At 65.7% G+C, this 14,531-nt stretch carries 14 protein-coding genes; 7 read left to right on the top strand and 7 right to left on the bottom strand.

Annotated features, from left to right (window positions below):
- Positions 1-7 precede the first annotated feature (7 nt).
- The 3 genes from V6U71_RS15430 to V6U71_RS15420 form a co-directional block, all read right to left on the bottom strand.
- Positions 8-325, bottom strand: coding sequence for a heavy metal-binding domain-containing protein (locus V6U71_RS15430; RefSeq protein WP_054733731.1), 318 nt, complete (start codon positions 323-325; stop codon positions 8-10).
- A gap of 32 nt (positions 326-357) precedes the next feature.
- A complete protein-coding gene (locus V6U71_RS15425; protein ID WP_077148139.1) occupies positions 358-600 on the bottom strand; it encodes a DUF2312 domain-containing protein in 243 nt (80 codons plus the stop codon).
- 62 nt (positions 601-662) lie between these two features.
- Positions 663-983, bottom strand: a complete 321-nt coding sequence (locus tag V6U71_RS15420; RefSeq protein WP_411339278.1) for a DUF1244 domain-containing protein — start codon at positions 981-983, stop codon at positions 663-665.
- A gap of 106 nt (positions 984-1,089) precedes the next feature.
- Here V6U71_RS15420 and pyk point away from each other — a divergent pair, with 106 nt between their 5' ends.
- The 6 genes from pyk (at position 1,090) to V6U71_RS15390 (ending at position 9,990) form a co-directional block, all read left to right on the top strand.
- Positions 1,090-2,544, top strand: coding sequence for a pyruvate kinase (gene pyk, locus V6U71_RS15415; protein WP_411339277.1), 1,455 nt, complete (start codon positions 1,090-1,092; stop codon positions 2,542-2,544).
- 316 nt (positions 2,545-2,860) lie between these two features.
- Positions 2,861-3,634, top strand: coding sequence for an arginyltransferase (locus V6U71_RS15410; RefSeq protein WP_411339276.1), 774 nt, complete (start codon positions 2,861-2,863; stop codon positions 3,632-3,634).
- A gap of 206 nt (positions 3,635-3,840) precedes the next feature.
- Entirely contained in the window at positions 3,841-6,273 is a 2,433-nt protein-coding gene (locus V6U71_RS15405) for an NAD(P)-binding domain-containing protein (RefSeq protein WP_411339275.1), read from the top strand.
- On the top strand, positions 6,273-7,154 hold the full coding sequence (locus tag V6U71_RS15400) for a hypothetical protein (protein WP_411339274.1): 882 nt from the start codon (positions 6,273-6,275) through the stop codon (positions 7,152-7,154). Before V6U71_RS15405 ends, V6U71_RS15400 begins: the two co-directional genes overlap by 1 nt.
- A gap of 10 nt (positions 7,155-7,164) precedes the next feature.
- Positions 7,165-9,099 (top strand): cytochrome C, encoded by a 1,935-nt coding sequence (locus V6U71_RS15395; RefSeq protein WP_411339273.1) that lies wholly within the window; start codon positions 7,165-7,167, stop codon positions 9,097-9,099.
- Positions 9,100-9,141: 42 nt separating this feature from the next.
- Positions 9,142-9,990, top strand: coding sequence for a phosphodiesterase (locus tag V6U71_RS15390; RefSeq protein ID WP_411339272.1), 849 nt, complete (start codon positions 9,142-9,144; stop codon positions 9,988-9,990).
- On the opposite strand, the gene V6U71_RS15385 is transcribed toward V6U71_RS15390, so the two are convergent.
- Complete coding sequence (locus V6U71_RS15385) at positions 9,987-11,030, bottom strand: winged helix-turn-helix domain-containing protein (protein WP_411339271.1); 1,044 nt, start codon at positions 11,028-11,030, stop codon at positions 9,987-9,989. The genes V6U71_RS15390 and V6U71_RS15385 overlap by 4 nt on opposite strands.
- An 88-nt stretch (positions 11,031-11,118) precedes the next feature.
- On the opposite strand from V6U71_RS15385, the gene V6U71_RS15380 reads away from it, so the two are divergent.
- A complete protein-coding gene (locus V6U71_RS15380) occupies positions 11,119-11,679 on the top strand; it encodes a hypothetical protein (protein WP_411339270.1) in 561 nt (186 codons plus the stop codon).
- On the opposite strand, the gene V6U71_RS15375 is transcribed toward V6U71_RS15380, so the two are convergent.
- The 3 genes from V6U71_RS15375 to cysS are packed head-to-tail and all read right to left on the bottom strand — an operon-like array spanning position 11,673 to position 14,486.
- Positions 11,673-12,617: a D-2-hydroxyacid dehydrogenase gene (locus tag V6U71_RS15375; RefSeq protein WP_411339269.1), complete on the bottom strand. Its 945-nt coding sequence runs from the start codon at positions 12,615-12,617 to the stop codon at positions 11,673-11,675. The genes V6U71_RS15380 and V6U71_RS15375 overlap by 7 nt on opposite strands.
- A gap of 7 nt (positions 12,618-12,624) precedes the next feature.
- Positions 12,625-12,981 (bottom strand): hypothetical protein, encoded by a 357-nt coding sequence (locus V6U71_RS15370; protein ID WP_411339268.1) that lies wholly within the window; start codon positions 12,979-12,981, stop codon positions 12,625-12,627.
- Between the two features lie 38 nt (positions 12,982-13,019).
- Positions 13,020-14,486 (bottom strand): cysteine--tRNA ligase, encoded by a 1,467-nt coding sequence (cysS, locus tag V6U71_RS15365; RefSeq protein ID WP_411339267.1) that lies wholly within the window; start codon positions 14,484-14,486, stop codon positions 13,020-13,022.
- Between the last annotated feature and the right edge of the window lie 45 nt (positions 14,487-14,531).

Below are 14,531 nucleotides of genomic sequence, written 5' to 3'. Positions count from 1 at the left end.
GCGCCGATCAGACAACCACGGCCGTTCCGCTGGCGGAGACCATCAGCATCGAGCCGTTCTGGCCGAGCACCTCGTAATCGAGGTCGACGCCGATTACCGCATTGCCGCCGAGGCGCGTCGCTTCGGCCTCCATCTCGGCGATCGCTTCCTTGCGGGCGCGGGCGAGGACGTCCTCATATTTGCCCGAACGGCCGCCGACGATGTCGGTGATGCTCGCGAACAGGTCGCGGAACAGGTTGGCGCCGACGATCACCTCGCCGGTGACGATGCCCAGATATTCGCGGACCGGACGGCCTTCGACATTGTTGGTGGTGGTGCTGAACATCGTCACTCTCCTGCGGGTTGTCGTGGGGCGCGTCAGTCGATGCCGAGCGCCGATTTATAAACGTCGAGGATCGCTTCCATTTCCTTGCGGTCGTGCGGCGGCAGTTTGCGCAGGCGCACGATCTGGCGCATGATCTTCGGGTCGTAACCCTGCGATTTCGCCTCGTTATAGGTGTCGCGGATATCGTCGGCGATGCCCTTTTTCTCTTCTTCCAACCGTTCGACGCGCTCGATGAACAGGCGCAGTTGCTGGTCGGTGGTGGTGGCTTCGCTCATTTCAGGCTCCGGTGATGGGAAAGATGTGACGCGAGAATCGCGGCTGGCGCGTCCTAGCGGCGTCAGGGATTCTTCGCCATGCTTTCTTCCATCCGCGCGAGTTGTTCAGGCGTTGCGGCGACGTGGAAGCGTGTTTTCCACTCGGCCGTCGGCATGCCGTGGACGATGGCGCGGCCGGCCTCCTTATCCATACCGCCCGCCTCGGCGATCCAGTCGCCGAGGCAATTGCGGCAGAAACCGGCGAGCCCCATCAGGTCGATATTCGCGGCGTCGCTGCGGTGCTGGAGCAACCGCGCGAGACGGCGGAACGCGGCCGCGGCCACCGCATCGTCGAGGCTGTCGAGCGCGTCGTTTGCGGGAACCGGATCGTCGCTGCAGGACATGGTGGATTTCCTTCTGGTCGGCAGATGAATAGCTATACGCGGCTTGCCTTGCCGGGGATATACGCCCTAGGCAAGCCACCCAGCCTTTCCAATTGTCGGAGCACCCGTGGCCCAGAGTTTTACGCCCCGCCAGCGCAAGGTCCGCATCCTGGCGACCCTCGGCCCCGCGAGCGCGAACCCGGAGATGATCGCGGCTTTGCACCGCGCCGGTGCCGACGCCTTCCGCGTCAACATGAGCCATGGCGATCATGCCGGGCATGCGAAGGCCATCGCGGCGATCCGCGCGCTGGAGAAAGAGACCGGACGCCCGACGACGATCCTTGTCGACCTGCAGGGACCGAAGCTGCGCGTCGGCATCTTCAAGGACGGCCCCGCCGAGCTGGTGAAGGGTCGGAAGTTCGTCCTTGATACCGACACGACGCCGGGCGATGCGACCCGCGTCCACTTGCCGCATCCCGAACTTTTTGCCGCGCTCGAACCCGAGACGCGGCTGCTCGTCGACGACGGCAAGCTGGTGCTGCGAGTGAAGAAGGTCGAGGCCGGACGGATCGAGACGATCGTCGAGGTCGGCGGCAGGATTTCCGATCGCAAGGGCGTCAACGTCCCCGATGTCGTGGTGCCGCTCGCCGCGCTCACCGAAAAGGACCGCAAGGACCTGACCTTCGCGCTCGAACAGCATGTCGACTGGATCGCGCTGTCGTTCGTCCAGCGGCCGGAGGACGTCGCCGAGGCGCGGCGGCTGATCGGCGGCAAGGCGGCCTTGCTGGTGAAGTTCGAAAAGCCGTCCGGCGTCCAGCGGATCGAGGAAATATTGGAGATCGCCGACGCCGCGATGGTCGCGCGCGGCGATCTGGGGGTGGAGTTGCCGCCCGAAGCGGTGCCGCCGCTGCAAAAGCGGATCGTCGCGACGGCGCGGCGGATGGGCAAACCGGTCGTCGTCGCGACGCAGATGCTCGAATCGATGATTACGTCGCCGTCGCCGACACGCGCCGAAGTGTCCGACGTTGCGACCGCGGTCTATGACGGCGCCGACGCGATCATGCTGTCGGCCGAGACCGCGGCGGGGGCGTGGCCCGTCGAAGCTGTCACCATGATGGATTCGATCGCGCGTTCGGTCGAAAGCGACCCCGATTATTTCCGCCGGCTGCACTTTACCGAGACGGCGCCCGACGCGACGACCGCCGACGCGCTGGCCGAGGCGGCGGGCAGCATCATCACGACGATCGCCGCCGATGCGATCATCTGTTTCACCTTCTCGGGCTCGACGGCGCGCCGCGTCGCGCGCGAGCGGCCGGGCGCCCCGCTGCTCGTCCTGACCCCGAAGAAAGAGGCGGCACGGCGAATGGGGCTGCTGTGGGGGGCGCATGCGGTGCCGACCCGCGATATCGGCAGCTTCGAGGAGATGATCGCCAAGGGCAAGCGCATGGCGCTGCGCCACGGCATCGGCAAGGCGGGCGCCAAGCTGGTGATGATGGCGGGGGTGCCGTTCGGTACGCCGGGGTCGACCAACGTGCTGCATGTCGCAACGCTGACCGGCGACGAGCTCCGCGGATACGCCTAAGCAATGCATCCTCCCTGCCGCGCAGCGGTGGGGAGGGGGACCGCCGAAGGCGGTGGAGGGGCGAGAAGCCCCAGCCCCTCCGTCAGCGCTTCGCGCTGCCACCTCCCCATGCCTGCGGCACAGGGAGGAAGTGATTCACTTCGGCACAAAAGTTACCCGCCGATTCAGCAATTTGCGAAGTTGAGTCAGAACGGGACGAACAAAAATGGTAAATGCTGTTTGCACCATTGACCGGGCGCGGCATATTCGGTGCATGTAGCGCGTCGGGACCCGCGTCGGGGGGATCGGCATCGCAAAAGCCCGGAGGTTCCCACGCGTGTCCGCACCGTTCCGTTTCCCGCGTTTCTTCGTCACCAGCCCGGCACCTTGCCCCTATCTGGAGGGCAAGACCGAACGGAAGGTGTTCACCGAACTCAGCGGCAACAATGCGAACGAACTCAACGATGCGCTGGGCCGTATCGGTTTCCGCCGCAGCCAGTCGGTCGCCTATCGCCCGAGCTGCGCCGATTGTTCGGCGTGCGTGTCGGTCCGTGTTTGTGCAAGCGAGTTCAAGCCGAGCAATTCGCAAAAGCGCAACCTGCGCCGCAATGGCGACCTGATCGCGACCGCCTGCAAGCCATGGGCGACCGACGAGCAGTATAGTCTGCTCCAGTCCTATCTCGCCTCGCGCCATCCCACTGGCGGCATGGCCGACATGGACGATCAGGATTTCGCCGACATGGTCGAACAGACCCCGGTCGACAGCCATATGATCGAATATCGCGAACCGACCGCCGACGGCAGTCGCGGCCGCCTCGTCGGCTGCTGCCTGACCGACCGGCAGGGCGACGGGCTGTCGATGATCTACAGCTTCTTCGACGCGGCGCACCCGATGCGCGAGGGGCTCGGCACCTATATCATCGCCGACCATGTGATCCGCGCCGCGAACGCCGGCTTGCCCTATGTCTATCTCGGCTACTGGATCGAGGGATCGGCGCGCATGGCGTACAAGGCACGCTTCCGCCCGCTCGAAAAGCTCGGCCCCGACGGCTGGGCGCGGTTCGAGCCGGTGGCTTCGGACCGCATCGCGGCGATGTTCGAGCTCGCCTGAATCGGTCTATTGCGAACGTCTCGCAGCTCCGCCTCGCCGGTTGACCTTTTCCCGCTTTCAAGGGCATAGCTTCATCTTCAGGACATAAGTCCGGGTCGCATCCATATTAAGGTCGCTTAGGGGTAAGCGGTTGGGGGGAATAGGATGCCCGTTCACGCGTTCCATGTCTTTTCGATCGAGGCTTCCGGCCGCGAAGGTGCGCGTGCATGAGTGACGCGGTCAAGGTCGCGATCATCGGTTCGGGTCCCGCGGGACTCAGCGCCGCGTCGCGTGCCGGGCAGCTCGGGCTCAGTCATGTGCTGCTCGAAAAGACCGACCATCTTTCCGATACGATCTTCAAATATCAGAAGGGCAAGCGTGTCCTCGCGACGCCCGATCGGCTCGACCTGCGATCGGATTGCCGTTTCGCCGAGGGCGCGCGCGAATATATTCTCGGCAACTGGGACGAGGATGCCGCGAACAACAAGGTCAATGTCGTCAAGGAAGCCGAAGTCACCGAAGTGACCGGGCAGCAGGGCGCATTCGAGATCAAGACCAGCAAGGGCGTATTCAAGGCGGAAAATATCGTGCTGGCGATCGGCACGCAGGGCAATCCGAACCGGATGCGCTGTCCGGGCAACGACCTGCCGCACATCATCTATACCGTCGATGACCCCGAGGATTTCAAGGACAAGCATATTACCGTCGTCGGATCGGGCGACGCGGGTATCGAGAATGCGCTCGGCGTCGCCGAAGAGGCGCTCGAAAATACCGTCACCATTCTGAACCGGTCGAAGGATTTCGCGCGCGCCAAGGCGAAGAACGTCTCCGACATGATGGAGGCGGGCGAGAACGGCTTCATGTCGATCCGTACCGAGACACAGCCGAAGCTGGTCGAACCCGGCTGGCTGACGCTCGAAACGCCGACCGGCGACGAGAAGATCCAGTGCGACGTGATCGTCGCCCGGCTGGGGTCGGTCGCGCCGCGTGGTTTCGTCGAATCGATGGGGATCGAGTTCACCGGGCCCGACCGCGAGGCCTTTCCCAAGCTGTCGCCGACCTTTGAATCGACCGTACCCGGCATTTTCGTGATCGGCGCACTCGCGGGTTATCCGCTGATCAAGCATTGCATGAACCAGGGCTATGACGTCGTCGAGTTCATCAATGGCAACACCGCGCTGACCCCCGCCGACGAAAAGGATCTGGCCGCAATCTTCGCAGGGCTGCCGCAGCAGAAACCGGTGAGCGAATGGCTCGAATATCTGCGCACCCGCATTCGCATCTTCGCCGATGTGTCGCCGCTGCAGATGCGCGAATTCATGCTCGATTCGAAGGTTGCTTTCTATCGCAAGGGCGATGTGGTGTTCGAAAAGGGCGAGCCGGGATCCTCGCTGTTCGCGATCGCCGACGGCCATGCCGAGGTTGAGGTCGGGCCCGATTTCACCGTGCCGATCGAGCAGGGATCGATCTTCGGCGAGGTCGGGCTGATTTCGGGGCGCAAGCGCGGCGCGACGATTCGCGCCGGCGAGGACAGCATTTTCGTCGAGGTGTCGCGGACTGCGGCGCTCAAGCTGATGGCGGCGGTGCCCGGCGCAAAGCGTGTGATCAACCGCATCTCGCTCGAGCGCCAGTTGCTGCAGATCTTCAAGGGCGGGCTGACGGTCGACGATCTGGCCGAGGTCGTCGACACGGCCGAGGTCGAGCGCGTACCCGCGGGCAAGACGGTGCTGACCGAGGGCGAGCAGGGCGACGACGTCTATGTCATCCGTTCGGGATCGATGGTGGTCGAGAAGGATATCGGCGGCAAGCCGATCTTCCTCCGCTATTTGCCCGCGGGCAGCTTCTTTGGCGAGATGGGCGTGCTGAGCGGCGAGCCGCGCAACGCCACGGTGAAGGCGGCGGTGGGCGCCGAACTCATCAAGCTGACCGGCGAAAGCTTCCGCAAGATGCTCGCCGCGCGGCCGCAGGTACGCGAGGCGACCGAGGCGGCGGTCGCCGAACGCGCGCAGATGAACAGCTTCATCGAATCGCGCAAGGCAAGCTATTCGAGCGCGGTCGACCTGTATTCGGACACCGCGAGCTTCATCATGAAGGAGGGGCTCGGCGAAGCGACCGACGCGCTCTTGATCGACGAGAATCTCTGCGTCGGCTGCGACAATTGCGAGAAAGCGTGCGCCGACAGCCATGAAGGCCTGTCGCGGCTCGACCGCGAGGCGGGCAAGACCTTTGCGCATCTGCACGTCCCGACGAGCTGCCGCCACTGCGAGCATCCGCATTGCATGGCCGACTGCCCGCCGAACGTGATCCACCGCGGCCCCGACGGCGAGGTGTTCATGGAGCCGGGGTGCATCGGTTGCGGCAATTGCATGCGCAACTGCCCCTATGGCGTGATCCGCATGGAGGCGGCGCCGCCGCAAAAGCCAAGCCTGCTGCGCTGGCTGCTCACCGGCTTCGGCCCCGGCCCCGGCGAGCCATCGCCCAAATGGACGAAGAAGCAATTGGGTGAGGAGAAGCCCAAGAAAATCGCGGTGAAGTGCGACATGTGCAAGGGCATCGCGGGCGGGCCCGCCTGCGTGCGGGCCTGCCCGACCGGCGCCGCAATCCGCGTGTCGCCCGAGGAATTCCTGTCGATCGCGCGGCTGCAAGAGGACGCCGACTGATGGCGAGCCTGTTTCAGCGGCGCCGCAACAAGGCCACGCAGGTTGATCGCGTCCGCGAACGCCGGCACGAGGGTTTCCTGCGCTATGCGGGTTTCCGCTGGGCCAAGATTTCGGCCAGCCTTTGCTTGCTCGTGATCGTCAGTTACGCGCTGGTCGACGTGACGCCGCGGCACAATGGCGGCAGCTGGTACGGCTATACGCTGGGCACGATCGGCGCCGGCCTGATCCTGTGGCTCACCGCCTTGGGCTATCGCAAACGCAAGATGACGAGCGACGCCTGGTCGCTGAAGGCGTGGACCTCGGCGCATGTCTATCTGGGGCTGAGCCTGATTATCATCGGCACCTGGCACACCGGCTTCCAGCTTGGCTGGAACGTCCACACGCTGGCCTGGGCGCTGATGATGCTCGTCATCCTGTCGGGGCTTTATGGTGTCGTCGTCTATGCAACTCTGCCCGCCGCGCTGTCGAACAACCGTGACGAAATGACGCAGATGCAGATGCTCGAGGCGATCCGCGCCTTCGACCGCCAGCTCCATACGGCAGCGCAGCCGCTGACGCCCGAGGACACGGCGCCGGTGCTTGCGGCGCTCGACGAGGACCCGTTCGCGGGCGGCATCGGCGCGCGGCTGTCGGGTCGCTACCCCGATTGTGCGACGGCGGCGGCGCACCGCGCGCTTTCCGCATCGCGGAGCAGCGATGCCGAGGCGCGTGAGAAGGTGGTCGGGCTGTTGTCGCAGAAGCAGGCGGCACTGGGGCGGCTGCGGCAGCATCTTCGCATCCGTGCGCTGCTCGAAATCTGGCTTTATGTGCATGTGCCGCTGACCTTTGCGCTGATCGCGGCGCTGTCGGCGCACATCATCAGCGTCTTCTTCTACTGGTGAGGCGGGACCGATGAGCTTCATCCTGCGCCGTATCTCGACGACGAAGACGGGCAAGCAGATCATCCGCGATGCGCCGCTGCCCGGCGACACGATCACGCTCGGCCGCGAGGGCAGCAACACGATCCACGTCGCCGATCTCGCGGTAAATCCCCATCATGCGACGATCAGCAGCGCCGACGGGCGCCACGTCCGCGTCGCGGCGAGCGAAGGGCTGGGCTTCGATATCAACGGCCGCTCGGTCGATACCGCCGATATCGACAGCGCCGCGGGCGCCGAACTGCGTTTCGGCGGCCACCGGCTGACGATCGCGCGCGAGGGCGACGACATCATTCTGCTCGTCGAGCGGATCGATGAGCTGTCGCAATCGTCGAAGGACGTCGACGAGGCCAAGGCCTTTTCGCTCGCCGGGGTGATGCCCGGCAAGCGCATGGGGGCGTGGGTGTTCGGCTTGCTGATGCTGGCCGCCTTCCTGATCGGGCCGATCTGGGCGTGGTACAGCTACAAGAATGTGAACGAGCGCCCCGACGGTTATCATGCCGACAGCGCCTGGCTGTCGGGGCCGCTGTCGAGCGCGCACGCCAGCCTGAAGAATGATTGCCAGTCGTGCCACGTCGAGCCGTTCGTTGCGGTGACCGACAAGGCGTGCGTCAATTGCCATACCGGCGAGCACAAGGCGATGAGCATGGCGCATGCGAACGCCCCGGCAGCGATGCTGCTCGCGGCACGCCATCCGCCGGGGGTGGGCGAGAAGATCCTCGCCGGCTTCGCGAAGACCTTCAACAAGCCGCAGGGGCGCTGCGTCGATTGCCATACCGAGCATGAGGGCGCGGGACCGATGCCCGCGACGCCGCAGAAATTCTGCGCCGATTGCCACGACGGCATGTCGGCGCGGCTGAAGACGGCGGGGCATCCGACCTTGCTCGCCGATGCCGGCGATTTCGGCACCAGCCATCCGGAATTTCGTCCGCTCGTCCGGTCGGCGCCCGGCGCGAAGCTGGTCCGCACGACGCTCGCGAAGGGCACGGTCGATTATAACGGCCTCAAATTCCCGCACGACATGCACCTGCAGGCGACGGGCGGCGTCGCACGGATGGCGGCGAGTTTCCGCGGCCGATACGATTTCGGGCAAAAGCTCGAATGCGAAAACTGCCACCGCCCCGACGCCGACGGGGTTCGGATCAAGCCGGTCGAGATGCAGCGCGACTGCGCAATGTGCCACAGCCTCGCCTTCGAGACCGTCGGCGGTGTCACGCGCACGCTGCGCCATGGCGAGCCCGATCAGGTCGTCGCCGACCTCACCGCCTATTATCGCTCGACCCCGCCGGCGCGGCCGCTCCAGCTCGGCGGAATGCAGCGGCGGCGGCCCGGAAACTATGCCGAGGGGCAGGTCTACAACATCTATTTCCGCGAGGTCGCGGTGCGGCCGAGCCGGGCGCAGGACGCGGTGCGCGCGGTCTTCTCGAAGGGCGGCGCCTGTTACGACTGCCACACGATCTTCGCGCCGCAGGCAGGGCAGGGCTGGCGGGTCGCCGCGGTCGACCAGACAGCACGCTTCTTGCAAAAGGGCTGGTTCGATCATGACGCGCACAAGGAAACCGACTGCGCCGACTGTCACACCGCCGCACCCGGATCGAAGGCGGCAACCGACCTGCTCGTTCCGGGGCTGCGCCAGTGCCGCGACTGCCATGTCGGCGAGGGCGGTGCGCGGCTGGTGAAGGTCGAGACGGCGACCGAATCGCCGTGCGCGATGTGTCACGAATATCATTCGGACGGGGGCAAGCCGTGGATGCCGCCGACGCAGCGCAAGAAGAATGTGAGCGCGATCACAGACCGGCCGCCGCGCGGCGCTTATGCTGTGAGCCTGATCACAGGTGGCGAGCGGCGCGGTCTTTATGATGTGACGTGGCGCGCGCCTGCGCTAAGACCCGCTGACAGGGGTGGATGAAGATTGGGCGGTCGGACCAGCCGGCCGGAGCAGGGGACGGATATGCTGATCGCCCAGATCACCGATATTCATATCGGTTTCGATCCGGACAATCCGGCGGAATATAACCGCAAGCGGCTCGACGAGGTCCTCGACGTGCTGATCGACGGCCCGAACCGTCCCGACCTTTTGCTCGCCACGGGAGATATCACCGACCGCGGCGATGCCGACAGCTATCGCCGCCTCGCCACCGCCTTTTCGCGCTGTCCCTTCCCGGTGTGGCCGAGCGTCGGCAACCACGACGTGCGCGACAATTTTCACGCACAGTTTCCGGGGTTCGACGACGGCAACGGCTTTGTCCAATATGCGATCGAACTGCCCGAATTGCGGCTGGTGACGGTCGATACGCTCGAGGAAGGGCGTCACGGCGGCGCCTTTTGCGAGCACCGCGCCGCCTGGCTTGACGCCGAACTGGCGAAGGACGGGAGCAAGCCGACCTATATCGTGATGCACCATCCGCCGGTGGAGAGCGGCATCGAGTGGATGAACACGCACCCTGACGAGCCCTGGGTCGCGACCTTCGGCGATGTCGTGCGGCGCCACCCGCAGGTCCGTGGCCTCATCTGCGGCCACCTGCACCGCAGTGTCACCGTCGCATGGGAAGGCCGCACCATCGCGATTTGCTCATCGACGGCGCCGCAGGTGTCGCTCGACCTCAGGCCGATCGACGAGGACCACCCCGATGATCGCCCGATGATCGTCGCCGAAGATCCCGCCTATGCGCTCCACCGCTGGAACGGGCGCGAACTGGTGAGCTTCTACGATCATGCCGGCGCCCACACGATGCTCGCCAAATATGACCGCAATCTGCAGCCGCTGGTGCGCGAGTTGAAGGCCGAGCGGCCGGCTTAATTCTTTTCGGCCGCGATCATCGCGCCGGCGATGCACGCGGCGAACAACGCCGCCTCCAGCATCGCCGTGGCCATCTCGCCGGCGGCTCCGATACCGCGCTCGCCAAAGAGCGCGCCGATCGCATCGAGATCGAGCCGTGAGCCGGGGAAGCGGCGTTCGAGCAGCGCGAGGCTGCCACCGAACAGCCGCCCTCCCAACAGGCTGATCGTCGCGCCGCCGGCCGCGCCAACGAGTGCGGCGAGTGCGGTGCGCCTTGCGAACGGCCAGCCGGGCGCGCGCCGGGCAACCCAGAGCGCAATACCGACGGTCCCGCCGAGCAGGGCGCCTTCGGCCGCGCCGGTAAAATCGCCCGGGCTTTGTCCCAGCAGCAGGCTGAACGCATCGAGTCCGATCAGCTTGGCGATCGCCCCGACCAGAAAACCGCCGGCTGCGCCGCCGACGATCGTCCACATGCCGCGCCGCGCCGGGGCGAAGTGCGCAGCGGCGATGCCGAAGGATACGCCGGCGCCGCCGATCGCCGCCAGCGTGGTGGTCAGCGCGAGCAGCACCAGCAGCACCGAGAGGGCATTGCCGCTCGTCGCCGATGGCTGGGCCGCCGCAACCAGACCATAGAGCAGCCCGCCGATCGCGCCGGCGAGCGCCGCGCCACCCGTACCCGCGGCTCCGGTCAGCAGAATGTCGTGGATGCGGGGCGGCGGCGCCGGCGACGTGGATGGCGCTGCGGCGGTTTCGACCGCCGCGATAAAGCGATAGCCGTGCTTGGGAACCGTTTCGATGAAACTTGGCCGTACCGCGTCGTCGCCAAGCAGGCGGCGCAGCGTCCGGATGCATTGGGTCAGCGCCTCGTCGGTCACCGGCACGCCATGCCAGACCTCGGCCATGAAGCGATCCTTGGGCACCATCCGACCGTGTTCGCGCACGAGCAGCGCGAGCGCGTCAAGATAGCGGGCGTTGAGGTCGACCGGGCTGCCGCCTTTCAGCAGACGCCGGTCGCCGGGCTCGAACAGAAAGGCATCGAAGCGATAGCTTCCCACGGTCATTTTTCAGCCAAATCTCATATTTTGCTCATGCCGCTCACCTCGCGCCGGGGGCACGCTGCAGGCCTCACACAGGAATGGAGGCAAGACAATGACGAATATCGAATCAGTGGACGCGAGCCTCGCACGGCGCGCGGTGTATTGGCGCGGTTGGCGGATCGTCGGCTGGGGGATGGCGGCTTTCTTGCTGCTGTTGCCGCTGGTCGCGATGCAGTTCACCGACGCGGTCGACTGGAGTGCCGGCGATTTCATCTTCGCGGGGGTGATGTTCGCCATTGTCGGCGGTGTGCTCGAAGTCGCGGTGCACAGCAGCGACAGGATCGCCTACCGGCTTGGTACCGGCATTGCGCTTCTCGCGGGTTTCCTGCTCGTCTGGGTCAACGGCGCGGTCGGGGTCATCGGCGACGAGGGCAATCCGGCCAATCTGATGTTCGGCAGCGTCCTGCTCGCCGCGATCGCCGGGGCGGTCGGCGCGGGTAAGCGGGCAGCAGGGCTCGCCCGCGCGATGGCGGCGGCAGCGCTGGTCCAGCTCGCCATCGGCGCGGCCGCGTTCGGCGCCGATCGTGCGGTGCTGCCGGTCACGGTCATTTTCGTGCTGATGTGGCTCACCGCGGGGCTGCTGTTCCGGGCCGCCGCGGTGGCGGATCAGTAACCCAGCGTCAAATCGACGCGCGGTTCGAGCGGCTCGCCCTTGTTCCAGCGTTCGAGGTTTTCGAGGAAGCGTTGCGCCGCGCGGATGAACATCTTGTCCTGTGCGCGGCCCGACAGGTGCATCGTGATGTGGGCGTTGTCGAGGCTCCACAGCGGGTCGTCGGCGGGCAGCGGTTCGGGGGTGGTGACGTCGAGGAAGGCCGATGCAATCTGCTTTGCATCGAGTGCCGTAACCAACGCGGCCTGATCGACGACGCTGCCACGCGCGATGTTGATCAGTGTCGCGGTCGGCTTCATCGCCGCGAGTTCGACGGCGCCGATCATGCCGTCGGTCTCGGGCGTCGCGGGGACCGCGAGGATTACCCAGTCGAACTCGCCGAGCCTTGCGCGCCATTCGTCCGGGCCCAGCGTGTTCGGGCCGGGCGAGCGGCGCACGACGGTGACGTCGACCGCGAACGCCTGCAGCCGTTCCTCGATCAGCTTGCCGATCGCGCCATAGCCGAGGAGCAATGCCTTCGAGCCGAAGAGTTCGACCTTGCCCGGCGAGTTGATCAGCCATTCGCGGCGCTCCTGCGCGCGGACGACGTCGCGATAGCCCTTGGCGACGGTCAGCATGCCCATCACGACATATTCGGCTATGGTGATCGCGTTGATCCCGGCGCCGTTGGTGACCACCGTCCCGCGTTCGCGGAGCAGGTCGAGCGGCATGCCGTCGACCCCGGCATAGATGGAGTTCAGCCATTTGAGCCTGGTCGCCGCGCCGATCGCCGCCGCCATATCCTTCTTGTCGTACATGTCGAACCAGCCGATTTCGGCCTCCGGCGCGAGTTCGAGCGCCTCTTCCTTCGATTGGAAAAAGCGCGGTTCGACCCAGTTGGGCAGGCGGTTTTCGACGAGCGGCCGGATCAGGCCCGAAAGGACGGTGATGGTCTTGGTCATGGTTTTCCTACTGCTGAAACGCGTGCCAGCCCGCCCATGCGAGCGGGATGAGGCCGACAAGATCGACGAGCGCGATGGTGCCGAGCTGTGCCGGGCGTCCATATGATTGGTAGAGCAACAGGAAGCTCAGCATCGACACCGCGGCGAGCAGCGTTGCCAGCTTTCGCCCGCCTGGATCGAAGGCCGCCCAGACGCACGCGACGAGCACGGCAAAGAACAGCGCCGCGCGGTGATGCATTAGTACGAAGACCGGACTGTCGGGCTGGACGCCATAGAGCCGGGTGATCAGCGACGGCCGGAACAAGGCCAGTGCCGGAATCAGGTGGACAAGTCCGACGAGGAGCCAGCAGATGAGTTGCGACATGCAACGAGGCTAGCAGCCCGCGAAGGCGGAACAAGCCTCTAATTGGCTTCGAGCCGCCAGTCCCAGCCGAGCGGGTCGCCGTCCATCACCTCGACCCCCGCCGCGATGAGTTCGTCGCGCAGCGCGTCCGACGCGGCGAAGTCCTTGGCGGCGCGGGCTTCCTTGCGGCGGGCCAGGGCGGCTTCGATCTCGTCTTCGGCGATGGTCGCCGATTTCGGGCGGATGCGCAGGTCGGTGCGTTCGAGCGTCAGCACGCCGAGGCCGAGAACCGCATCCATCGCCGCCAGCGTCGCCCGCTTTTGCCCTGCATCGACCTTCTTCATCGCCGCCGCTTCTTCGAGCAGCGTGAGCGCGACTGCGGTGCCCAGATCGTCCGACATGGCGGCGTCGAATTTTTCGAGCAGATCGGCAAGCCGGCGGTCGGTTACCGCAGTGCCTTCGGTTTCCCGAACCGTGGCCGCCGCCATCACCAGCCGCTTGAGCCGCGTCAGCGCCGCGCCGAGCCCTTCCCAGGAGAATTCCAGCTCGCTGCGATAATGCGCCTGCAGGCACATCAGTCGGTAGGCGAGGGGGGAATAGCCGCGGTCCACTAGCAGCTGGAGCCGCAGGAACTCGCCCGTCGACTTCGACATCTTGCCGCCGCGGTCGATCAGGAAATTATTGTGCATCCAGAGGCGCGCACCCGAATGTTCGGCGCAGTCCAGACTGCCGCAGCCGCGATAGGCCTGATTTTGCGCGATTTCGTTCGGGTGGTGGATTTCGCGGTGATCGATGCCGCCGGTGTGGATGTCGAACGGCATGCCCAGTTCGGCTTCGCCCATCACCGAGCATTCGAGGTGCCAGCCGGGCGCACCGCGGCCCCAGGGCGAATCCCATTCCATCTGGCGCGTCTCGCCGGCCGGCGTCTTGCGCCAGATCGCGAAGTCGGCGGAATGGCGCTTGCCGTCCACTTCCTCGATCCGCCCCTCGCCCTCGTCGGTCACCGCGCGCGCGAGGCGGCCGTAGTCGGCGACGGTCGAGACGTCGAAATAGAGGCCGCTGTCGAGTTCGTAGCAATGCGTGTCGGCGATACGCTTCGCGAACTCGATCATCCGCGGGACATAATCGGTCGCGACGGTCCATTTCGCCGGGTCGCGGACGTTCAGCCAGTCGAGGTCGCGCTTGAATTCGGCGGTGTAAAAGGCGGCAATGTCCCACGCCGTCTTGCCCTGCTGTGCCGCGGCCTTCTCCATCTTGTCGTCGCCGGCATCGGCATCCGAAGTCAGGTGGCCGACGTCGGTGATGTTGATGATGTGGCGCAGCGCATAGCCCTTGAACGACAGGGTGCGACCCAATGTGTCGGCGAAGACATAGGCGCGCATATTGCCGATATGCTGATAATTATAGACCGTCGGCCCGCACGAATAGACCCGCGCCTCGCCGGGGTGGACGGGCTGGAATGGTTCCAGGCTGCGCGTCAGGCTGTTGAACAGCCGCAAGGGCGCGGGGGCAGGGGCGTCGGTCATGCCGTCGCCCATGCCTCGCGCCAAGGCGGTCCGTCAACCGAAAGG

It is taken from the genome of Sphingopyxis sp. J-6 (genome assembly GCF_046603995.1).
Classification (GTDB): domain Bacteria; phylum Pseudomonadota; class Alphaproteobacteria; order Sphingomonadales; family Sphingomonadaceae; genus Sphingopyxis.
Note: the sequence above shows the minus strand (reverse complement) of the source record. Positions and strands in the feature narration are given on the sequence as shown.